The 21,733-nt window shown below is 66.3% G+C and carries 20 protein-coding genes; 8 read left to right on the top strand and 12 right to left on the bottom strand.

Annotated elements, in window-relative coordinates; translation table 11 throughout:
- Positions 1-264 precede the first annotated feature (264 nt).
- Together SFA35_RS21395 and SFA35_RS21390 are read left to right on the top strand one after the other, a co-directional pair.
- On the top strand, positions 265-1,371 hold the full coding sequence (locus tag SFA35_RS21395; protein ID WP_320572502.1) for a GGDEF domain-containing protein: 1,107 nt from the start codon (positions 265-267) through the stop codon (positions 1,369-1,371).
- A complete protein-coding gene (locus SFA35_RS21390; protein WP_320572501.1) occupies positions 1,364-2,302 on the top strand; it encodes an iron-sulfur-binding ferredoxin reductase in 939 nt (312 codons plus the stop codon). The genes SFA35_RS21395 and SFA35_RS21390 overlap by 8 nt, the downstream gene beginning before the upstream one ends.
- Positions 2,303-2,366: 64 nt before the next feature.
- Here the strand turns inward: SFA35_RS21390 and pyk are convergent, their stop codons facing one another.
- Positions 2,367-3,818, bottom strand: a complete 1,452-nt coding sequence (gene pyk, locus SFA35_RS21385) for a pyruvate kinase (RefSeq protein ID WP_320572500.1) — start codon at positions 3,816-3,818, stop codon at positions 2,367-2,369.
- Positions 3,819-3,999: 181 nt separating this feature from the next.
- Between pyk and SFA35_RS21380 the strand changes: the two genes are divergently transcribed.
- The gene (locus SFA35_RS21380; protein WP_320572499.1) at positions 4,000-4,377 is read left to right on the top strand and encodes a tetratricopeptide repeat protein; all 378 of its coding nucleotides are present in this window, start codon (positions 4,000-4,002) and stop codon (positions 4,375-4,377) included.
- A gap of 173 nt (positions 4,378-4,550) precedes the next feature.
- Complete coding sequence (locus SFA35_RS21375; RefSeq protein ID WP_320572498.1) at positions 4,551-4,910, top strand: PilZ domain-containing protein; 360 nt, start codon at positions 4,551-4,553, stop codon at positions 4,908-4,910.
- Positions 4,911-4,974: 64 nt separating this feature from the next.
- Here the strand turns inward: SFA35_RS21375 and SFA35_RS21370 are convergent, their stop codons facing one another.
- The 6 genes from SFA35_RS21370 to SFA35_RS21345 are packed head-to-tail and all read right to left on the bottom strand — an operon-like array spanning position 4,975 to position 11,763.
- Positions 4,975-6,306 carry a DUF58 domain-containing protein gene (locus SFA35_RS21370; protein WP_320572497.1) on the bottom strand — a complete coding sequence of 444 codons (1,332 nt, stop codon included), beginning with the start codon at positions 6,304-6,306 and terminating at the stop codon, positions 4,975-4,977.
- Positions 6,303-7,415 carry a MoxR family ATPase gene (locus SFA35_RS21365; protein ID WP_320572496.1) on the bottom strand — a complete coding sequence of 371 codons (1,113 nt, stop codon included), beginning with the start codon at positions 7,413-7,415 and terminating at the stop codon, positions 6,303-6,305. Before SFA35_RS21365 ends, SFA35_RS21370 begins: the two co-directional genes overlap by 4 nt.
- Entirely contained in the window at positions 7,412-8,572 is a 1,161-nt protein-coding gene (locus tag SFA35_RS21360; protein WP_320572495.1) for a DUF4350 domain-containing protein, read from the bottom strand. Before SFA35_RS21360 ends, SFA35_RS21365 begins: the two co-directional genes overlap by 4 nt.
- Positions 8,569-10,074, bottom strand: a complete 1,506-nt coding sequence (locus tag SFA35_RS21355; protein WP_320572494.1) for a DUF4129 domain-containing protein — start codon at positions 10,072-10,074, stop codon at positions 8,569-8,571. Before SFA35_RS21355 ends, SFA35_RS21360 begins: the two co-directional genes overlap by 4 nt.
- Entirely contained in the window at positions 10,061-11,041 is a 981-nt protein-coding gene (locus tag SFA35_RS21350) for a stage II sporulation protein M (protein ID WP_320572493.1), read from the bottom strand. Before SFA35_RS21350 ends, SFA35_RS21355 begins: the two co-directional genes overlap by 14 nt.
- Complete coding sequence (locus SFA35_RS21345; RefSeq protein WP_320572492.1) at positions 11,038-11,763, bottom strand: RDD family protein; 726 nt, start codon at positions 11,761-11,763, stop codon at positions 11,038-11,040. The genes SFA35_RS21350 and SFA35_RS21345 overlap by 4 nt, the downstream gene beginning before the upstream one ends.
- A 111-nt stretch (positions 11,764-11,874) precedes the next feature.
- Here SFA35_RS21345 and sbcB point away from each other — a divergent pair, with 111 nt between their 5' ends.
- On the top strand, positions 11,875-13,323 hold the full coding sequence (sbcB, locus tag SFA35_RS21340) for an exodeoxyribonuclease I (protein WP_320572491.1): 1,449 nt from the start codon (positions 11,875-11,877) through the stop codon (positions 13,321-13,323).
- A gap of 85 nt (positions 13,324-13,408) precedes the next feature.
- Here sbcB and mvaT read toward each other — a convergent pair whose 3' ends face one another.
- Positions 13,409-13,789 (bottom strand): histone-like nucleoid-structuring protein MvaT, encoded by a 381-nt coding sequence (gene mvaT, locus SFA35_RS21335; RefSeq protein WP_320572490.1) that lies wholly within the window; start codon positions 13,787-13,789, stop codon positions 13,409-13,411.
- A gap of 261 nt (positions 13,790-14,050) precedes the next feature.
- Between mvaT and purU the strand changes: the two genes are divergently transcribed.
- The gene (gene purU, locus SFA35_RS21330; protein ID WP_320572489.1) at positions 14,051-14,899 is read left to right on the top strand and encodes a formyltetrahydrofolate deformylase; all 849 of its coding nucleotides are present in this window, start codon (positions 14,051-14,053) and stop codon (positions 14,897-14,899) included.
- Positions 14,900-14,923: 24 nt separating this feature from the next.
- Complete coding sequence (locus tag SFA35_RS21325) at positions 14,924-15,094, top strand: hypothetical protein (RefSeq protein WP_320572488.1); 171 nt, start codon at positions 14,924-14,926, stop codon at positions 15,092-15,094.
- Between the two features lie 44 nt (positions 15,095-15,138).
- Here the strand turns inward: SFA35_RS21325 and SFA35_RS21320 are convergent, their stop codons facing one another.
- The 4 genes from SFA35_RS21320 to SFA35_RS21305 all read right to left on the bottom strand — a co-directional run bounded on the left by SFA35_RS21320 (position 15,139) and on the right by SFA35_RS21305 (position 20,047).
- Positions 15,139-16,122 carry a lysylphosphatidylglycerol synthase transmembrane domain-containing protein gene (locus tag SFA35_RS21320; RefSeq protein WP_320572487.1) on the bottom strand — a complete coding sequence of 328 codons (984 nt, stop codon included), beginning with the start codon at positions 16,120-16,122 and terminating at the stop codon, positions 15,139-15,141.
- The gene (locus tag SFA35_RS21315; RefSeq protein WP_320572486.1) at positions 16,119-16,895 is read right to left on the bottom strand and encodes a DUF2334 domain-containing protein; all 777 of its coding nucleotides are present in this window, start codon (positions 16,893-16,895) and stop codon (positions 16,119-16,121) included. Before SFA35_RS21315 ends, SFA35_RS21320 begins: the two co-directional genes overlap by 4 nt.
- The gene (locus SFA35_RS21310) at positions 16,888-18,012 is read right to left on the bottom strand and encodes a glycosyltransferase family 1 protein (RefSeq protein ID WP_320572485.1); all 1,125 of its coding nucleotides are present in this window, start codon (positions 18,010-18,012) and stop codon (positions 16,888-16,890) included. The genes SFA35_RS21315 and SFA35_RS21310 overlap by 8 nt, the downstream gene beginning before the upstream one ends.
- 145 nt (positions 18,013-18,157) lie before the next feature.
- The gene (locus tag SFA35_RS21305; protein WP_320572484.1) at positions 18,158-20,047 is read right to left on the bottom strand and encodes a methyl-accepting chemotaxis protein; all 1,890 of its coding nucleotides are present in this window, start codon (positions 20,045-20,047) and stop codon (positions 18,158-18,160) included.
- 190 nt (positions 20,048-20,237) lie between these two features.
- Here SFA35_RS21305 and SFA35_RS21300 point away from each other — a divergent pair, with 190 nt between their 5' ends.
- Entirely contained in the window at positions 20,238-21,704 is a 1,467-nt protein-coding gene (locus SFA35_RS21300; RefSeq protein ID WP_320572483.1) for a helicase HerA-like domain-containing protein, read from the top strand.
- The last annotated feature ends 29 nt before the right edge of the window (positions 21,705-21,733 follow it).

The following is a 21,733-nucleotide window of genomic DNA, read 5'->3' as shown; positions in this document are numbered from 1 at the left end:
GCTCGGGTGCACTGGGCGAACGCAGGAACGTCCATGCAAAAAGGCGGCGCAGTATACCGCGGCTTATTGCCGCGCACACTCGCCGATGGTCAAAGGCTGGGCGATCACCGGTGGTGTAGCGAAATGCTACCATCGGTAGGAAACTTGTACATTCGCACGAATTTGAATAGTTATTTTGCGGTCAGGACACTAAAGTGGCATCTGGCCATATTCTCTTTGCTGCCAGCCAGGGAAGGAATCCCATCCAATACGGTGAGTCAACGAGTGACTGAACACGCTTTGCAGAAATTGTTGCTCAAGCGGTTCCTGTTTGCCGCAGGAACCTATGCACTGGTCCTGGCCTTGTTCTGGGGCGCGGTGCTGAGCGGCTTTTTTAACGCCACGCTGCTGACTGCCGCGTTGGCCAGCGGCCTCGCGGTGCTGTCGCAGCTGGCCTTGCTGGGGATTTTCCTGACCGGCGCCAACAAGCGCTATGCCGACCCCAGCCTGACCGAAGTGCAGGTGGTGCTGGGGCTTGCCTGGCAGACCTGGCTGGTGGCCAACATGGAAAGCGCCCGCGGCAGCTTCATGGTGATCTATGTGGTGATCCTGCTGTTCGGGCTGTTTCACCTGGACCGCAACAAGTTCATCCGCTGCGCGGTGCTGGTGTTCGCCAGCTTCGCCGGGCTCAACCTGTGGGAGGCCTGGCACGGCCAGACACCCAGCCCGGCCACGGCGCTGACCCAGGTCAGCGTTCTGTTTGGGGTGCTGGCGTGGCTGTGCATGTACGCCAGCTATGTCCAGGCTTCGCGCCATCGCATGCGCCAGCGGCGCTTTGCCCTGCAGGCGCACCAGGACACGCTGCGCGGCATGATGCGCCAGCTCGAGGACCTGGTGGCGACCGACGAACTGACCGGCCTGTTCAACCGCCGGCACTTCCTGCGCCTGGCCTCCCGCGAGCTGGCGGCGCTGGCGCCGGGAGCCCAACATGGCCTAGCGCTGATCGACCTTGACCACTTCAAGCGCATCAACGATGTGCACGGCCACGCTGCCGGCGATCAGGTATTGCAGACCTTTGCCAGCGTGGCCACCGCCTGCCTGCGCGAAGGTGATGTATTGGCCCGCTACGGTGGCGAGGAATTCGTCCTGCTGCTGCTCGACAGCCACACCGAATACCTCACCGCCTGCTGCGAACGGCTGCGCCTGGCGTTCGCCGCCGCGCGCCCGGCGGGGCTGGACCTGTCCAGCCTGAGCCTCTCGGCAGGCATGACCCTGCTGGCCCACGGCGACGACCTCGATGAGGCCTTGCAACGCGCCGATCAGGCCCTCTACCGGGCCAAGCGCAGCGGCCGCAACCGTTGCGCGGCGGCCTGGGAATCGGCCGATGCCTGAGCTTCGGGTCGGCGCGCGGCAGTGGTCGGTGGCGCCCGGCAGCAACCTGCTGGACGCCTTGAACCAGGCCGGTGTCGCCGTACCCTACAGTTGCCGGGCCGGCAGTTGCCACGCCTGCCTGGTGCACTGCGTGGCCGGCGAGCCGCAGGATATCAACCCTGGCGCCCTGCAGGCCGAGCGCCGCGCCGAAGGCTGGCGGCTGGCCTGCCAGTGCCGGGTGGTAAGTGACCTCGAGGTGGCGGTGTTCGACCGCCAGCGCGACGGCCTGCCCAGCCGTGTCGCCGCCTGCGACTGGCCCAGCCCGAGCGTACTGCGCCTGCGCCTGCTGCCCGAGCGCCCGTTGCGCTATCGCGCCGGGCAGCACCTGGTGCTGTGGACCGCCGGCGGCGTGGCCCGGCCGTATTCGCTGGCGAGCCTGCCCGGCGAGGACCCCTGGCTGGAATTTCATATCGATTGTGCGCAACCCGGTGCCTTTGCCGACGCGGCGCGGCTACTGCGCCCGGGTGACGAGATCCTGCTCGGCGAGCTGAGTGGCGGCGCCCTGCACTACGACCCGGACTGGCAGACCCGACCGCTCTGGCTGCTGGCGGCCGGCACGGGCCTGGCGCCCCTATGGGGGGTACTGCGCGAGGCGCTGCGCAGCGAGCATCAAGGGGCGATCCGCCTGCTGCATCTGGCGGCCGATGCCCCGGGGCACTACCTGGCAAACGAGTTGCAGACGTTGGCCGACAAGCATCCACAGCTGCAGGTGGAGTTGCTTACCGCTCAGCAATTGCCGACGGCTTTGGCAGCGCTGCGCCTGCTGTCACGCCAGACCATGGCGCTGGTGTGCGGGTCACCGGCCAGTGTCGAAGGTTTTTCGCGAAGGCTGTTTCTGGCGGGGCTGCCACGCGGGCAGTTGCTGGCGGATGTGTTCGTGGGGCGGGGGTAACGGCGCGGGGCGCCGATCATGTGGGGGCAGGCCAGCCCGCGATCCCACATGATCTTGCTGCCGATCAAACGATCGGATCACCCACGTGCAGCAGCTTCATGCCATTGGTGCCGCCGGTGCGGTTGTAGCTGTCGCCCTTGGTCAGGATGACCCAGTCGCCACGCTCGACCACGCCCAGCTTGAGCAGTTCGTCGACGGCGGCCTGGCTGACTTCGGTCGGCGGCAGGGCTGCCGGGTCGAAGGCCACCGGGTAGACGCCGCGGAACATCGCCGAGCGGGCGCGCGTGTCGCGGTGCGGCGACAGGCAGTAGATCGGCACCGAGGAACGCAGGCGCGACATGATCAGCGGCGTGTAGCCACTCTCGGTCAGGGCGATGACTGCTTTCACTCCGGGGAAGTGGTTGGCGGTGTACATCGCCGCCAGCGCGATGCTTTCGTCGCAGCGGGTGAACTGGGTGTGCAGGCGGTGGCTGGAGAGCTTGCCGGACGGGTGTTTTTCGGCACCCAGGCAGATGCGCGCCATGGCCTGGACGGCTTCGATCGGGTAGGCGCCGGCGGCGCTTTCGGCCGACAGCATGACCGCGTCGGTGGAGTCGAGCACGGCGTTGGCAACGTCCGACACTTCGGCGCGAGTCGGCATCGGGTTCTGGATCATCGACTCCATCATCTGGGTCGCCACGATCACCGCCTTGTTGTTGCGGCGGGCGTGCTGGATGATCTTCTTCTGGATGCCGATCAGTTCGGCGTCGCCGATTTCCACGCCCAGGTCGCCACGGGCAACCATCACCGCATCACTGGCGCGAATCAGGTTGTCGAGGGTCTCGTCGTCGGCGACCGCTTCGGCGCGTTCGATCTTGGCCACCAGCCAGGCGGTACCGCCCGACTCGTCGCGCAGCTGGCGCGCGTATTCCATGTCGGCGGCATCGCGCGGGAAGGACACGGCCAGGTAGTCGAGGTCCATTTCAGCGGCGAGCTTGATGTCCTGCTTGTCTTTTTCGGTCAGGGCCGGAGCTGTCAGGCCACCGCCGCGGCGGTTGATGCCCTTGTGGTCGGACAGCGGGCCGCCGATCAGCACCGAGCATTCCAGGGCGTCGGCCGTGGCGGTTTCGACGCGCATGACCACGCGGCCGTCATCGAGCAGCAGTTCGTCGCCGACGCCGCAATCCTTGACCAGGTCCGGGTAGTCGATACCGACGACTTCCTGGTTGCCTTCAGTCAGTGGATGAGCGGTCGAAAAGGTGAATTTGTCACCGACCTTGAGTTCGATTCGCTTGTTGGCGAATTTGGCGATGCGGATCTTCGGACCTTGCAGGTCGCCCAGCAGCGCCACATGGCGGCCATTGCGCGCAGCGATTTCACGAATGAGGCGGGCACGAGCCTTGTGCTCGTCCGGCGTGCCGTGGCTGAAGTTCAGGCGGGCAACATCCAGCCCGGCGAGGATCAGCCGTTCGATCACTTCCGGCGAGTTGCTCGCAGGGCCCAGGGTGGCAACGATTTTTGTACGGCGAACAGTCATTCACTGACTCCTTGTATTGAAGCGCAGCAGAAGGCTACTCCTCAATCGAGCTGTAGTCATTGTTCCTCTGCACTACCGGCAGCGGACTTTGTTCGGCGATACTGCAGAATTCGCGTGACGGTGTCGTGGCACTGAAGATTCTTCCGGCCTGGCCGATACCCCGGGCATACAGGAGAAACCCATGCGTATCTTGATCATAGCGGCCCTGGTGGCCACCAGTCTGACCGGGTGCACCCGCTGGTACATGAACAGCCACCTCAACGACGCCTATCGCGCCTATGACAAGGGCGATTGCGAGACGGTAATGCTGCGCCTGTCCCAGGTCGAGCGCGAGAGCCGCACGCGGCCTTACGTGTTGCCGGAGGTGAGTCTGCTGCGCGGCCAGTGCCTGGAACGCCAGCAGTTGTTCGTCGACGCGGCGCAGACCTATTCGTTCATCATCACCCAGTATCCTTATAGCGAATACGCCTACAGGGCCCGTGCGCGCCTCGACACGCTGCAGCAGGGCGGGCACATCCACGAAGGCGCGCCGGCGCAGACCTTCCCGGCGCCGCGCTGAAATAGTATTTCCAGTTTTTTCAAGATCACAAGTTTCATGACAGCCTTGTGGACGTTTGACGGTGGTAGGCTAAGCTTTTCCAATGATGGCCCTTTGAGTCCACGCGACTCGATTCGTGCCGGCACGCTTTAGTACGACCATGCTCCATGGTCATTTGATTGTGGTACACCCCCATGTATATCGAGCGTCGTATCGAACGTCACCAGCTACCGTACTATCTGCAAGTGTTCAACCGGCACACCGGGCAACCGATCGGCTATCTGGGCAACGTGTCGGAACACGGCCTGATGTTGATCAGCCAGTTGCCCATGCTGGTCGGTGCCGATTTCGAGCTGCAATTGAAAATCCCGACCGCCAGCGGTGGCCCGCAACTGCTCAACATCACCGCCAATTGCATGTGGTCGCGCGAAGACGAAACGCCGGGCAATTATGATTCGGGGTTCGAGTTGACGCAGTCGTGCGCGGTGTATGCCGAGCTGGTCGAGGCCTTGCGCAGCTATTTTACCTTCAGCCAGCTGAGCGCCTCGGCCTGAAGAACCACTGTTTCCTGACCACCCCTGACCACACCTGGCCGCCCACGCTCGCGAGGGCGGCCGATTACAGTGTTCCTGCCTTCTTCCACCCCAGATACCGACTGATCAACTGCGCACCCAGCTGCGCCGGCCTGGCGTCGAGCACGGCCATGCCGTGGGCGCTCAGGCGTTCGTGCAGTTGCTCGCGGTCGTTCAGGTAGCCCACGGCGCCGCAGTAGCTCAGGGCCTGTTGAAAGTCGCTGACCGGCGTCAGGCGCAGCTGGTCGAGCAGCTCCTCGCGCAGGCTGGCGACCAGCACCCGGTGCTGGCGGGTCAGACGCTTGAGGGCCCGCAGCAGGTCGTCGGGTTCCTCGTCGCCCAGATTGCTGATCCAGATCACCAGCGCCCGACGCGACTGGCGGGCGAGCAGGGCGTCGCTGGCGGCGGCGAAATCGGCCGGGCGGTGACCGGCCTGCAGGTCGTGGACGCTGTTGAGCAGCCGATTGAGCTGGCCCTGACCCTTGCGCGGTGCCAGGTACAGCGGCCTGTCGCCGGCAAAGGTCAGCAGCCCTACGGCGTCGCCCTGGCGCAGGGCCACCTGGCTGAGCAGCAGGCAGGCATTGAGCGCGTGCTCGAAGTGCCCCAACTCGCCGTCCTGGCTGCGCATGCGCCGACCGCAGTCGAGCATGAAAATGATCTGCTGATCGCGCTCATCCTGATATTCCCGGGCAATCGGCGTGCGCTGCCGCGCGGTGGCCTTCCAGTCGATCTGGCGCAGACTGTCGCCTTCGCGAAACTCGCGCAGCTGGTGAAATTCCAGGCCCTGGCCGCGCCGTGGGCGCTGGCTGATGCCGAGCTGGCCGAGCCATTGCTCGGGCGCCAGCAGGCCACCGCCGGTCAGGCGCCGGAAATCGGGATAGACCCGCAGCGTATCTGCACATTCCAGGTAGCGGCGCAGTCGCCACAGGCCCAGGCGGCTGGCCAGCTGCACTTCGCAGCGGGCGAACTGCAAGGTCCCACGTTGCGTGGCCCGCACACCGTAACTCAGGGAGGTCGCGGTGGCGGGTGGCAGCAGGCAATCGACCGGCAACTGCCGGGTGTCGAGGCCGGCAGGCGGATGGTCGTGCAGGCTGAGCGCCAGCGGCCAGCCTTGATCGTGTTCGACCCACAGTTGCACCTCGGCCCAGCGCCCGAGCAGCAGGCTGCCGGGCAGTTGTCGACGCACCCGCACGGCGGGCTTGCGCAGCAGCCCCAGAGCATCGATGACGCTCACCACCAAGGTGGCCAGCAGCAAGCCCCAGACCACCGCCGAAGCGCTGCCCGGCACGGCGAACTCGAGGGCGCGCAGGGCCCCCAGCAGTATGCTCAGCGCCAGCAGCGCGGCGACCCAGCCCAGCAGCAGACGAGTCGGTTTCACAGACGCGGCGCCGCGACCTGGTCGAGCAGCTGGCCCAACAGCTGATCCACCGACAGGCCTTCGATGTCCAGCTCCGGCGCCAGCCGTACACGATGGCGCAGCACGGCCAGGGCGCACTCCTTGACGTCGTCGGGGATGACGAATTCGCCGCCGCGCAGCAATGCCCGGGCCCGCGCGCCACGCACCAGGGCAATCGAGGCGCGGGGCCCGGCACCCATAGCCACTCCAGGCCAGTCGCGGGTCGCGCGCGCCAGGCGCACGGCGTAGTCGAGGACCTGTTCGTCGAGCGGCAGCTCGCTGGCGATGCGTTGCAGCACGCTGACGTCACGGGCGTTGAGCAGGGTGCGCGGAGGATGCACTTCAAGCATTTCCGCGCGCGCCGAGCGCGTCACCTCGCGGACCATCGCCAGCTCTTCGGCGGCGGCCGGGTAGTCCATGCGCAGCTTGAGCATGAAGCGGTCGAGCTCGGCTTCCGGCAGCGGGTAGGTGCCTTCCTGCTCAAGCGGGTTCTGCGTGGCCAGCACCATGAACGGCTGGGCGATAGGCAGGGCCCGGCCCTCAAGGGTGACCTGGCGCTCCTGCATGGCTTCGAGCAGAGCCGCCTGGGTCTTGGCCGGCGCCCGGTTGATTTCATCGGCCAGCAGCAGGTGGGTGAACAGCGGGCCCTTGCGCAGCTTGAACTGCTCGCTTTGCAGGTCGTAGACGGCCTGGCCGGTGACGTCACTGGGCATCAGGTCCGGGGTGAACTGGATGCGCGCGAAATCGCCGCCAAAGCACTTGGCCAAGGCACGCACCAGCAAGGTCTTGCCGAGCCCGGGCACGCCTTCGATCAGCACATGGCCGCCACCGATCAACGCGGTCAGCACATCGTCGATGGCCGCGTGCTGGCCGATCACCACCTTGCGCAACTCGTGCCGCACCGCCTGGGCCAGCTGGCTGGCGCGGTGGCGCTGATGCGCCAGGTGCTCCTCGGGGCGGGTCTCGGGTGCGGGGGTTACAACTCCAGGTGTCGGTTCTGCGGCCGTCGTTTGTTCGGCGGGCGACGCCGGGTCAGGGCTGGCAGCGTGTTCAGGGTCAATGCCTTCGCTGGGGTCCGGTAATTCGCTCATAGGGCGTTCCTGATGATTTGCAAGTGGGCAACCTGACGACAGAACTCTGCCGCTTGCAGGCGTTGGCGGGGGCGGGGGCGCAGGGCGTCGGCGATGGCAGCGGTGGGTTGGCGGCTGAGCCGGGCCAGGACCTGCCATTGCTCGGCTACCGGCAGGCGTTCGAAGCCCGGGTGGCGGCGCCGGGCGCGGCGCAGGATGTCGCGTTGCAGGGCGCGCAGCAGGCTGGCATGGCCGGCGCGGCGCAGCAGGAAGCTGGCGCTGGCATCGAGGTGCTCGCGCAGTCGCCGGCGTGCGGGCGGGGGCGGGGTCTGGACGGGCCCCTGGCGCAAGGCGAAATGCCAGCCGCCGAGCAGCAGCAACGCCAGCAGGGCCAGCAACGCCTGCGGGAAATAGCGCCAGAGCAAGGTGGTCAGGCTGTCGTGCTGGGCGTCGCCGACCAGGGCCACTTGGCTGTCCTGGGTCAGGTACCAGAGCAGCCAGGCGTTGTCGTACTGGCCGATCGCCGCGTTGCGCCACAGGTCGGCGTCGGTGACCACGGTGATCAGGCCGTCGCCCCAGCGCAGCTGCATCAGGTGCGTGGCGGTGGCGTTGTTGGCCCAGGCCGAGACCTTGTTCATCGGGTCCTCGAGGTGCCAGGCGGGGTCGAAGCTGAAATAGGCCGGGGCCTTCTCGTTTTCCAGATATAGACGAGTCAGTTCAGGGTATTGAATCCGGTCGCCGGGCGACAGCCGAGGCAGGTCGCGGGTCTGCAACTGGTGCAGTTGCAGACGATCGAGCAGCAGGTCGCCACTCATGGCCTTGTCCTGATCCCACAGGGCCTGGGCGACGAACAGCAGGCGCCCGCCCGCGCGTACCCAGCGCAGCAGCCGGTCGGCCTGGTTCGGCGACATGCGCTGGCGCTCGCCGAGCAGCAGCAGGCTGGCACCGCGCGGGTCGAGCTGGTCGAGCACCTCCAGGCCCGGGGCGCGCTGTACCGTCACGCCCTGCTGGCGCAGGAACAGCTGCGCGGCCAGGTAGTCATCGCCGCGTGCCTCGGCGCTGGGGCCCAGGTCGACCCATTGGCGATACGACTCCAGCCGCCCGAGCGCGCCGCTGCCGACCACCAGCGCGAGCACGGCGGCGACTGCCAGCCACAGCCAGGTGCGGCGTCGGCTCATGGCGCCGGCTCCGCGCGGGGGCCGTCGAACAGCGCCCGCCAGTGGGCACACAGTGCGGCGCCGGCGGCCTCGGGTGGCAGGCGATGACCGTAGGCCAGATTCTGCCAGTGCTCGGTCAACGCCTGGCCGAAGGCGAACAGCGGCGGCTGGCCGAGCTGTTCGATGCGTGCCAGCACCTGGCTTTCGGTGTCTGCCGCCTTGAGCGGCAACTGGTAATCCTGCAACAGGCGCAGGAGCAGGGCGCGATAGAGCAGGCTCAGGGCCTCGCGGGGCTGTTCGGGCCACAGCCGTTCGGCGCTGCCAGCAATGTCGGCGGGCAGTGCCTGTGCCTGCAGGGCGATGCCGGCCACCACCTGCGGTGGCTCGGGGTGGGCGGGCGGCGTCGGGGCCGGTCGGGCGAACAGCGCCAGCCAGTGCCGATAACGCCAGCCCAGCAGCACGACGGCGGCGAGCAGCAGAACCCAGAGCAGGGATTCGAGTAGGCGTGCCAGGCCCTCGAAGCGCGGCACGCTCGCCGGCAGCGGCACTTCGCTGGCAGGCTCGCCATCGCCATGCACCCAGCGCCAATGCCGCTGGTTTTCCAGGTTATGGAAGGGCGGCTGCTGCTCGATGGCCTGCAGGGCGCTGCGTGCGGCGTCGCTGCTGAGTTTCTGGTTCAGCAGGCGCGGGCTGTCGGGCGGCGGCGCAGCCAGGCTCGGGGCGCTCGGCCAGGCCAGCAGTACGGCCATCAGTACCGCGCCGATGGCGCTGCCCAGGCGCGCGGCCAGGCGCCGCAGCACCTGTTCGATGTCCCAGGCCTCGAGCTGGCTGCGCCGGTTCAGGTACAGGCCAAAGCCTGCGGCAACGTACAGCGGCTCGGTGACGGTCAGCACCAGGGCGTAGATCAGGTTGCTCAGATGGGCCGGCCAGGCGGCCCTGAGGCTGGCGCTCAAGCCCAACTGTTCACCCAGGTGCCATTGGCTGTCGAACGGGTCGGGCTGCAGGGCGTACAGCACCACGACCAAGGCCAGGCCAAAGACGTATTCGATGTGCGCGAACAGCAGCGTCAGCCAGCGCGCGGCGCCGCGGTTGTCCTTGCGCAGCAGGGTGATGCGGCGTTGCCGGGCGGGGCCGTCGAGGCCTTCCAGCTGGCTCACCGGCAGGGTCAGGCTGCGACTCAGGCTCAGGCGGCGCACCGTCAGCGCTGGCCACAGTTGCGTCTTGAGCAGCTGCGGATAGCGTCGCAGCGCCTGGCCCAGGCTGGGCGCAGTGCCCTGCCAGGCCTGGGCGAGAATATCCAGGGGCAGGCGTTCGAACGCCGGCTTGAGCCACCAGAGCACCAACAACACGGCATTGGGGTGGTCGCGCAACACCCAGCTCAGCACCGCCAGCACCGGCATGGTCAGGCAGGCCCAGCTGAGTATCAGCACACGCCGATGGCGGCCGGCCAGCAGCAGGCCCAGGTCGATGGCTTGCCAGGGCGAACGGGGCCGCAGCACGGCGGCGGTGTCAGTCACGCGCATGGGTGCCTCGGCCGGCCAGTGCGAGGTAGCCTGTGACCAGCGCCCAGAACAGCGCGCCGACGCCGTATTTCACAGCGTTCGGCAGATCACTGCGCGAGGACCAGAACGCCTCGACGAAGGCGGCGACCAGCAACAGCAGCAGGGCGCCGTAGACCAGCTGCAGGGCCAACGGCGCGCTGTGGCGCAGGGCCTGGCTGCGGCTGCAGGCGCCCGGAGCGATCAGCGCCCCGCCCAGGCGCAGGCCGGCGGCCCCGGCGAGGACAATGCCGGTCAGCTCGAACGCGCCGTGGCCGATGACGAATGGCCAGAAAGTCCGGCCGAAGCCAATCTGGCTCAGATGACCGGCTACAGCGCCGATGGACAGGCCGTTGCCGAGCAACATGTACAGGCTGCCGACCCCCAGCAGCAGGCCGCTGGCGAACACCTGAAAGGCGATGCCGACGTTATGCATCACGTAGTAGCCGAACATCATCAGGGCACTGCTGCTCAGGTGCTCGGCCGCCGGCCCGAAGCGCGCTGCGCCCGGGTCGTACATGGCTTCCATCTGTTGCACCTGTTGCGGGTTGACGATGGCGTAGATGAGGTCGGGAAAGGCCAGCACCAGGGCCAGCGTCAGCAGCAGGCTGGTCGCCAGCACGGCGGCTGCGGCCGCCACCCAGCGCCACTGGCTGCGTACGCTGCCAGGCAGGCCGGCGGCAAGAAAGCCGGCGATGCTCGCGGCGACCTGGCTGCGGTGCCGGTACAGCTGCTGATGGCCACGCATCGCCAGTTGCTGCAGAGCCTCGATCCGCGCCTGGCTGTAGCCTCGCTCGGTGGCCAGTGCCAGCTGGTGGCACAGGCGCCGGTAGCGGCGGCTGAAATCTTCACAGGCGGCGGGACTTGCGCGGTTGCCCTCCAGTTGGTCGAGCAGTTGCTCCAGCGCCTGCCATTCGGCTTGATGCAGTTGCTCGAAGGGCTGCTGCTTCATGGCCCGGCCTGCAGGCTGCGGGCGATCGCGTACACCCGGGCCAGCGCCTGGTCGCCGGGTACCTGGAGGGCCGGGGCCAGCAGCGCGGCCAGTTCGCGGCTGCGGTGAGCGGGCAGCTGGGCGTGGCGTTCGGCCAGGTGGACGATGGCCTGCTGCTCGGCCACCGACAGCGGCCACGGCGCCGCCTGTGGCTCGACCACTGGCAGGCTGGCGAGGGGGGGCGGGCGCTCGGTGTAGATCACCAGCGTGCCGGCCGCCAGGTCGCCCAGGCGCTTGAATTGCGCATGCTGCAGGCTGCAGAACAGACCCAGGGCGTAGGCGGCGGGCAGCATGTCAACGCAGCGCAGCAGGTTGCGCAGCAACGAGGCGCTCCAGCCCACCGGCGTCGCGTCATCGTGCACCACGCGCAGGCCCAGCAGCTGTTTGCCAGGTGTGCGGCCCTGATGCAGGACCTCGAACAGCACCATGTACCACCAGTCGACCAGAAACAGCAGCAAGGCACCGAGGCCGATACCGACGCCGCCCAGGCCACCCAGCAGCGCAAACAGGCCGCCCAGCAGCGCGCCGCGCAGGCCCAGGTCGACCGCGTAGGCCAGGGCGCGCGGCAGGGGGCCGGCCGGGGTCAGCGTCAGTTCGATGCCTTCCGGGGTTTCCAGGGCGTAGCGCGTGTCCACGGGCCGAGGCAGCGCTGCATTCCTTGCATAGGCTGGAGAGTGTGGCATGGGGCGCCCGCTAGAGAGACAGCAAAGCGTGATGCTAGCCAGCCGCAGCCCGGCATGCAACCAGCGTCGGCCCTCGGGTAGACTGCTCGGACTATTGAACAGGACCCGCCCGTGAGCTCGAGCATCTTCTGGTACGACTACGAAACCACCGGCATCAACCCCCGCAACGACCGCGCGCTGCAGGTGGCCGGGTTGCGCACCGACGCCGACCTCAACGAGATCGACGCGCCGATCAACCTGTACTGTCAGCCCAGCGACGACATTCTGCCTCACCCCATGGCCTGCATGATCACCGGCATCACTCCCCAGGTACTGGCACAAAAAGGCCTGGCCGAGGCCGACTTCATGACCCGCGTACATGCCCAGCTCAGCGCGCCTGGCACCTGCGGCGCCGGCTACAACACCTTGCGCTTCGATGACGAGGTCACTCGTTACAGCCTGTATCGAAATTTTTTCGACCCCTATGCCCGTGAATGGCAGGGGGGCAACAGCCGCTGGGACCTCATCGACGTGGTGCGAGCCGCCTATGCCCTGCGCCCCGACGGCATCCACTGGCCACAAGTGGACGGGCGCGTGAGCATGCGCCTGGAACTTCTCACGGCGGCCAACGGCATTGACCACGGTCATGCCCATGATGCGCTGTCGGATGTTCGCGCAACTATCGGCCTTGCACGTTTAGTCAAACAACAGCAACCACGATTGTATGACTGGTTGTTTAAACTGCGTGGCAAGCATCAGGTCATGGAGCAAATACGCCTGCTTGAGCCCATGCTTCATGTATCGGGGCGTTTTTCAGCGGCGCGCAACTTTATCGGTGTGGTATTGCCGCTGGCGTGGCACCCGCGCAATCGCAACGCGCTGATTGTCTGTGACCTGCATCACGATCCGGCACGACTGTGTACCGACAGCGCGCAAGTGCTGCGGGCCGATCTCTATCGACGGCGCGACGAGGCCGCCGCCGATCAGCTGCCGGTACCGTTGAAATTGATTCACGTGAATCGAAGTCCCGTGGTCGCTCCGCTCAAGGTCCTGCGCGACGAAGATTGTCAGCGTCTGGGCCTGGATCTGGACAGTTGCCTGGCCCGCGCCCGCCAATTGCAGGAGGGCTGCGCGCAGTGGCAGGACAAGCTGGCAACTATCTATGCCAGCGAAGACTTCAGCGAGACCGCAGACCCCGAACAGCAGCTGTATGACGGATTTATCGGCGACCGGGATCGGCGCCTCTGTGAACAAGTTCGGCTGTGCGAGCCGCAGCAGTTGGCTGCCGAACAATGGATGTTCGACGACCCCCGGTTGCCCGAGCTGCTGTTCCGTTACCGCGCACGTAACTTCCCCGATACATTGAGCGAAGGGGAGCGCCAGCGCTGGCAGGGGTTCTGCCAGCAGCGCCTGAGCGACCCGCAATTCGGCGCACCGAATACCCTGGACGGTTTTGCCGAGGCCCTGAGCCAGGCCCGGCTGACTGCCAGCCAGGCGCAGTTGCAGGTACTCGAACAATGGCAGGCTTATGTACAGGCGTTGGCAGTACGCCTGCAAGTTTCGCCACGGATGCATAACTGAAATATTCAGCAATAAAAAACGCCAGCGAATGCTGGCGTTCTTGTGCAACTTGCCGGTGAACGCGGCGCTGTCAGCGGGTTATGACTTAACCCAGGAATGCCGCCCAGCTTTCCACCACATCACCGCCCCACTTGGCTTTCCACTCTTTCAGCGTCTTGTGGTTGCCACCTTTGGTTTCGATGATTTCGCCGTTGTGCGGGTTCTTGTACTGTTTGACTTTACGTGCGCGCTTGGTGCCTGGCACTTTGGCCGGGGTGCCACGTGGCGCCTTGGCGGTTCTGGATTCTGGATCCAGCAGCGAGATGATATCGCGCAGCGACTTCTGGTATTCGCCCATCAAGGTGCGCAGTTTGCCTTCGAATTCCAGTTCGGTTTGCAGTTTGTCGTCTTGCGACAGGTTTTTCAGGCGCGCCTGCAGTTCTTTGATGGCTTCTTCGGTGGCGCGGTATTCGTTGATCAGGGACATGAGGGACTACCTTGGTGTGATGCTGGGAACAGTGGGGGCAATAATAGGCACAGTGATTGTTCAAGTAAACATTAAAAAAGAGTCAGCGAGTGAAATGAAGTTAATTTCTTAATTGTCCGACAGCCCCCTGCGCAGCGAGATACGAATATATGTGGGCACGCGCGCCGCAGCCGAGCCGATGCGCGACATGGGGCTTTGCTCGACTCCATTTGCCCAAGCCCCTAGAATGGCCGCCTTTATGAAGTAGTGGAGTTTTCCCTCATGCGCACTTTTCGGCTGGTGATCGCCTGCCCGGACCGCGTCGGCATCGTCGCCAAGGTCAGTCATTTCCTGGCATCCCACAACGGCTGGATTACCGAGGCCAGTCATCACTCCGATGACCAGAGCGGCTGGTTCTTCATGCGTCACGAAATTCGCGCCGACTCCCTGCCCTTCGGTATCGAAGCGCTGCGCGAGGCTTTTGCGCCGATCGCCGAAGAGTTTTCGATGGCCTGGCGCATTACCGACACCGACCAGAAGAAACGTGTCGTGCTGATGGCCAGCCGCGAGTCGCACTGCCTGGCCGACCTGCTGCACCGCTGGCACAGCGACGAACTGGATTGCGACATCCCTTGCGTCATTTCCAACCACAACGACCTGCGCAGCATGGTCGAATGGCACGGCATCCCGTTCTATCACGTGCCCGTGGACCCGACCAACAAGCAGCCGGCGTTCGCCGAAGTCTCGCGCCTGGTCGACGAGCACAGTGCCGACGTCGTGGTGCTGGCGCGCTACATGCAGATCCTGCCACCCCAGCTGTGCCAGGCCTACGCGCAGAAGGTCATCAACATCCACCACAGTTTCCTGCCCTCGTTCGTTGGCGCCAAGCCCTATCACCAGGCCTCCCTGCGTGGCGTCAAGCTGATCGGCGCGACCTGCCACTACGTCACCGAAGAGCTGGACGCCGGCCCCATCATCGAGCAGGACGTGGTGCGGGTCAGCCATAGCGACAGCATCGAGGACATGGTGCGGTTCGGCCGCGACGTGGAGAAGATGGTGCTGGCGCGCGGCTTGCGCTACCACCTGGAAGACCGCGTGCTGGTGCACGGCAACAAGACCGTAGTGTTCTGATTCGAGCCTGGAGGAGGGCGCGCGATGACCGATCCACTGGACAAGGCCACATCGCGTGCGCCGCCGACGCTCGGTGAAGGCTGCCTGAGCCGCTACGACCCCGAGGCGCTGAATGAGGACGATGGCACCGAGTTTCCTGGTGCTGCGGATTTGTGGCGCGAACTGCATCCTGATGAGCAACGGCAGCCGGAGTGATGCTCGCCCCGAGAGCGGTTCTGGAGGCGGCAAGGATTGCGGCCTCAGGCCTCGCGCTTGCTCAGCAGGCCGCGCCCCAGCATCGCCACGAACACCGGCCCGCCGGCGATCAGATAGAAGTAATACGTCACCGCCCGCCAGATCAGGATCGCTGCCGCCGCGCTGGATTTGCCGATCATCGGCGCCAGCAGCGCTGCTGAAGTCAATTCTGCGGCGCCGGCACCCCCCGGCAGGAGGCTGAACTGCCCGGCGCTCAGTGAAACCATCTGCACCAGAAAGCTCCAGGCCCACGGCAGGTCCGCGCCCAGCCCCCGGGCCGCCAGGTACAGCACGCTCAAGCGCAGGCTCCAGTGCAGGCAGGTAAGGCTGAACACCGCCAGCAGGCGGCGTAGCGGCAGACGCAGGGTGTCGCTGAACGAATCGATGAAGCGCAGGCTCCTGCGCGCCCAACGCCAGCGCCGCGTGCGGTGGATGCGCAAGCGGGCCAACAGCCTGGCGCTGAGCCCCAGCAGGCTCCGGTGATAGCGCGCCAGCCCGTAGCAAGCCGCCATGGCCAATACCAGCAGCGCTGCGCTGATCGCCAGCATTGCCTCGATGTTGCGGTCCAGGCGATGGAAGAACGCGTACAGCAGGATGCCCAGCAGCGCGCAGAAGAAAAATACCAGGTCACTCAGCTGATCCATGGCAAATACCGCGCTGCTGCGCGCCGGGGGGACGCCGTTGCGGGCCAGCAAGGCCATCAGGGTCAAGGCGCCGCCGCTGCCGCCGGGCGTGGCGCACATGGCGAACTCGGTGGCCATGACCACGGCTACGCTCTTGCCGAAGCTCGGGGCACCGGCCCCGCCGGCCAGCAGCAGGCGCATGCGACAGGCGTTGACGCACCAGCACAGGCCGATCATGCCGAACAGAATCAGCAGCAGCGGCCGTGGAAAGCCTTGCAGGCGTGCCCAAAGCTCGCTGCCGCCCAGCCACCATGGCACTGCCAGCGCTGCAAGCAGGGCCAGGCTCAGCCACAGCAGTCGGCTCATGCCACCTGCCGGGGCAACGTCAGGAGGCCGGCGTTGGCCTGCAACCAGTCGCGCTTGGTGCTGGCGATACGGCCGTCGGCGAGCAGGCGCTGCAGCAGATCGAGCCAGTAATGGCGGGAAAATTCGTGGCGCATGTCGACCGGGTGCAGGCCAAGGCGGATGCAGGGTGCCTGTTGCCAGCGCTGTGCGCGGGCATCGCTGAGGGCCTTGGACAGAGCGCGGCGCCAGGCGCTGCGCGCGCTCCATACCAGGCCTGGGGCCGGGATGCGGGTGAAGTCAGGCAGCCGATAGAAGTTCTGCGGATCGCTGGTGTATTGCAGCGGCAGTTCGCGCAGCGCCTGACGGGTGCCTTCGCTCATCAACCAGGCGGGGGCGACGAAGCCTGCCAGCGGCCACTGCCGGCGGTCGAACAGCTCGATGCCGGCGTGCAGCCGCGCCAGCGCCTGCTGGTGATCGAGACGGTAGAACTCGCCCTCCCAGGTGTAGACCCGGCGCATGAACCAGTCCCGGGGCGAGCGCAGGCGGTCGCCGACATCGGCGTGGTAGTAGCCGTGCAGGGCCAGTTCGTCGCCCCGCGCCAGCCGCTGCTCCATCACCTGGCAGAAGGCCGGCGCTTGCTCCAGCGGGTTGCGCCCGTGGAAGTTCGGCACAACCAGCAAGGTCATGGGCAGTGAACCCATGGCATCCACCGCCTCGACGAAGGGCTGGTAGTCGCTCCAGGTTTCCGGCGCCACGTCGTGCAGCACCAGCATCAAGGTCCGGGGCTCAGCCATGGGCGGCCACCGCGCGCAGGTTGTTGCCCAGCACCGCGTGGTAATGCTCCAGTAACCCGGCCACCACGCTGTCCCAGTTGTAATGTCGCTCCACGTGCGCCCGCGCCTGGCGGCCGAGCTGACGGCTGTCGCCGGCGAACAGCTCGCGCACCGCGGCCGCCATCGCCCGGCTGTCATTGGGCCGGCACAGCAGGCCGCAGGTCGGCTGGACGATTTCGCTGAACGCGCCGGCGGCCACGGCCACCACCGGGATGCCGCTGGCCATCGCCTCGAGGATGACCAGGCCGAAGGTTTCCTGATCGCCGCCATGCAGCAGGGCATCGGCGCTGGCCAGCAGGCGGGCGACCTCGGCGGGAGGACAGAAGTGGCCCACCACCGAGACGTTTTCGGGGACATTGGCCGGCATGTTCGAGCCGACCAGCAGCAGGTGATAGCCGGCGCCCAAATGACGCATGCAGTCGAGCAGCACTGGCAGGTTCTTCTCGCGCGAGCCGCGCCCGGCGAAGATCAGCAGCTGGCAGTCGTCGGCTATGCCCAACTGACGCTTGAGCGCCGGGTCGCGGTGACTGGGGTCGAAGGTCTGCAGGTCGACGCCCAGGCGCTGCACGTGCACATTGGCGATGCCCAGCCCGCGCAGCTTGTCGGCCATGACCTGGCTGGGCGCCAGCACTCGGTCGAAATTGCCGTACAGCTTGCTGACGTAGGCTTCGACATTGGGTGTGAACCAGTTGCCCATGCGGTTGCTGACCAGCAGGGGCAGGTCTGAGTGGTAGAAACCGATCACCGGCACGTCCAGCTGGCGCCGCGCATCCAGCGCCGCCCAGGCGGTGAGGTAAGGGTCGCCGACCTCGATGAGGTCCGGTTGCAGGTCCCTGAGCACGTTGCGCCAGGGCGCCAGGCGCAGGGGGAAGCGATAGCCGTTGCCAAACGGCAGGGCCGGAGCCGGCACATGGTAGATGCCATCCTGCTGGGACAGGCTGGCACCGGGAATCAGCAGGCTGTGACGCACCCCTGGGTTGAGCCCCAGTCGCCGGTGTTTGGCATCAAGATAGGTCCGCACCCCGCCACTGGCGGGGGCATAGAACATGGTGATGTCAGCGATATGCACGGTGGCCATCCCTCCAGTGGTATGAGTCCATAAAGTGGACCCTGCCGTCGGGGGTATGGTTCTAAGCAGCAGCGGCCGGCTGCGAGTCAGCTGCCGCAGGCTGCCGGAGCGGGGCGAATGGCTGCGGCCCACTACGGCGGCTGGCAACGGCCGGTCAGATCCTGAAGCTGCCCACCAATTGCTTCAGGCGCTGGGCCTGCTGTTCGAGGTCGGCGCAGGCGCGCAAGGTCGATTGCAGGTTTTCCATGCCTTCCTGATTGAGGGTGTTGATTTCGCTGATGTCCATGTTGATGGCGTCGACCACGGCGGTCTGCTCTTCGGTGGCGGTGGCCACCGACTGGTTCATGCCGTCGATTTCGCCGATGCGCTGGGTCACGCTGCTCAGGCGCTCGCCGGCCTGGTTGGCGATGCCGACGCTGTCCTGGCTGTGGCGCTGGCTTTCACCCATGGTGCCGACCGATGCCTTGGCGCCGACCTGCAGCTCCTCGATCATGGTCTGCACCTGCTGGGCCGACTCCTGAGTGCGATGCGCCAGGTTGCGAACTTCGTCGGCCACCACCGCGAAACCACGCCCGGCTTCACCGGCACGGGCCGCTTCGATGGCAGCGTTGAGCGCCAGCAGGTTGGTCTGCTGGGAAATGCTGGTGATCACCTCGAGAATCTGGCCGATGTTCACTGTCTTGCTGTTGAGCGTCTCGATGTGGCCGCTGGAGGTGCTGATCATGTCGCTCAGGCGGGTCATCGCGGTGATGCTCTGGCCGACTACCTGCTGACCTTCCTCGGCCAGTTGCCGGGCGTCGCTGGCCTGCTGCGAGGCGAGCGCGGCGTTATGGGCGATCTCCTGGGCGGCCGCGCCGAGCTGGTTGATTGCCGCCGCCACGCTGTTGGTGCGGTTGGCCTGCTCGTCGGAATTGACCATCGAGGAATTGGAGGCGCTGACCACCCGCAACGCCACCTCGTTGACCCGTTCGGTGGCCGAGGCGACCTCGCGGATCGAGCCGTGGACCCGTTCCACGAAGCGGTTGAAGGCGCTGCCCAGCACGCCGAATTCGTCGCCGCTCTGGATGTCCAGGCGGCGGGTCAGGTCGCCTTCGCCCTCGGCGATGTTTTCCATGGCGCGCGTCATGGTGTGCAGCGGCTGGATCAGCACGCGAATCAGCATGCCCAGCAGGGCAATGATGAAGATCACCGCGATCACCGTGGCGACGATGGCCGACTGGCGGAACTCGCTGAGCATTGCGTAGGCCTTGGCCTTGTCCACCGAGATGCCGATGTACCAGTTCACCGACGGCAAGCCCTTGATCTGCGAGAAGGTCACCAGGCGCGTCTTGCCGTCCACTTGCACTTCGCTCAGGGCCGGGCCGATGCTCGGGGTGTTGCCGGGGTACAGGTCGGCGAGGTTCTTCATCACCAGCTTGCTGTCCGGGTGCACCAGCACCTTGCCGTCGGCGCTGACCAGGAAGGCGTAGCCCATGCCGCCGAAGTCCAGCGAGTTGATGATCTGCACCACGCGCTCCAGCGACAGGTCGCCACCGACCACGCCGAGGTTCTGCCCGGCCTTGCTGGCGGCCGAGACCACGGTGATGATCAGCTTGCCCGAGGCGGCATCGACATAAGGCTCGGTAAGGGCCGGCCCGGCACTGCCCAGGGCCGCCTGGTACCAGGGCCGGGTGCGCGCGTCATAGCCGGCTGGCATCTGCTCGTCGGGGCGCATGGTGAAGGTGCCCTGGGTGGTGCCCAGGTAGGTGTAGAGGAAGCTGCTGGTCAGCGCTTGCTGTTCCAGCAGCTGCGGCACGTTGGCCGGGTCGGGGTTGAGCGCGATGTTCTGCGCCAGGTTCTGCACCAGCAGCACGCGGCCGTCGAACCAGTTGCTGATGTTGGTGGCCGTGCTGGCACCCATTTCATGCAGATAATTCTCCAGGTCCTGGCGGATGGCATTACGCTGCAAGTAGTCGTTGTAGCTGGTGAACAGGGCAAAGGCCACGGCGACGATCAGCGCGGCGGCGATGAGGATCTTGTGGCTGAAACGCAAGGTTCTTTTCATGGGAACGGTCCAAAGGTCTGGGGCTAGGCAAAGCAGTCACAACGAGCTTCAAGTCCCGTCCTTGAGATGCGCGCAGATAGCGTTCGAGTTGTTATGCGACCTGCTTTCTGATTATTTGCGGTCTTCTGCATGCTTGATATCGACTGTGCGGGGCGAAACCTGAGCCCGGCAGGGTCAAGGAGCGAAAAAAATGACTGACTCAGCTCTGCTTGTGTGTGGCGCCGGCCCGGACGGTCAGCCGGTGGGCCAGCTGTTGCGCCTGGGCAACCGCCACGGCCTGATCGCCGGCGCTACCGGCACCGGCAAGACGGTCACCTTGCAGCGCCTGGCCGAAGCCTTCAGCGATGCCGGTGTGGCGGTGTTCGCAGCCGACATCAAGGGCGACCTGTGCGGCCTCGGCGCGGCCGGCGAGCCCCGCGGGGCGGTGGCCGAGCGCATCGCCAGCATGCCCTGGCTGCCGCATCGCCCGCAGGCGTACCCGGTGCGGCTGTGGGATGTCCACGGGCAGAGCGGGCACCCGCTGCGCACCACCCTCAGCGAGATGGGGCCGCTGCTGCTGGGCAGCCTGCTGGAGCTGACCGAAAGCCAGCAGGCGGCGCTGTACGCGGCGTTCAAGGTCGCCGACCGTGAAGGCCTGTTGCTGCTTGACCTCAAGGACCTCAAGGCGCTGCTCAACCACCTCAAGGACCACCCGCAGGTGCTCGGCGAGGACAGTGCGTTGTTCAACGCCGCTTCCAGCCAGGCGCTGCTGCGGCGCCTGGCCGGGCTGGAGCAGCAGGGCGCCGAGGCGTTGTTCGGCGAGCCGGCGCTGCACCTGCAGGATCTGCTGCAGCCGGCTGCGGATGGGCGCGGGGCGATCCATCTGCTCGATGCCAGCCGCCTGGTGCACGAAGCACCCAAGGTCTACGCGACTTTCCTGCTGTGGCTGCTGGCTGAATTGTTCGAGCAGTTGCCCGAGCGTGGCGATGCCGACAAGCCTTTGCTGGCGCTGTTCTTCGATGAGGCGCATCTGCTCTTCGCCGGCACGCCGAAGGCCCTGCAGGACCGGCTGGAGCAGGTGGTGCGGCTGATCCGCTCGAAGGGCGTAGGGGTGTATTTCGTCACCCAGTCGCCGAGCGATCTGCCCGATGCCGTGCTGGCACAGCTGGGCCTGCGTATTCAGCATGGCCTGCGGGCGTTCACGGCCAGGGAACAGCGCTCATTGAAGGCGGTGGCGGAGGGTTTTCGGCCCAACCCTGCGCTCGACACCCTGGCGGTGCTGACCGAACTGGGAACCGGCGAGGCGCTGGTCGGCACCTTGCAGGCCAACGGTACGCCGGCGCCGGTGCAGCGGGTGGCCATTGCCCCGCCGCAGTCGCGCATCGGCCCACTGACTGGCGTCGAACGCACGGCACTGATCGCCGCCTCGCCACTGGCGGGCCGTTACGACCAGGCGGTGGACCGTGAGTCGGCCTATGAAATGCTCACCCAGCGCAAAGCCCGGTTGCCCGAACGACCCGCCGAGGTGCAGGAGCAGAGTCTTGCCGACAAGGCCGGGGAGTTGCTCAGCGGCGCGGCGGGGCAGGCGTTGAAATCGGCCATGCGCCAGGCGGCCAATCAGTTCGGCCGGCAGCTGGTGCGGGGGTTGCTGGGGTCTTTGACGGGCAAGCGCAAGTAGGCGCTGTGGCGCAAAGGTGGGATGGGCTC

The organism is Pseudomonas sp. HR96 (assembly GCF_034059295.1).
Taxonomy (GTDB): domain Bacteria; phylum Pseudomonadota; class Gammaproteobacteria; order Pseudomonadales; family Pseudomonadaceae; genus Aquipseudomonas.
This window is presented reverse-complemented; position numbering and strand designations above follow the sequence as displayed.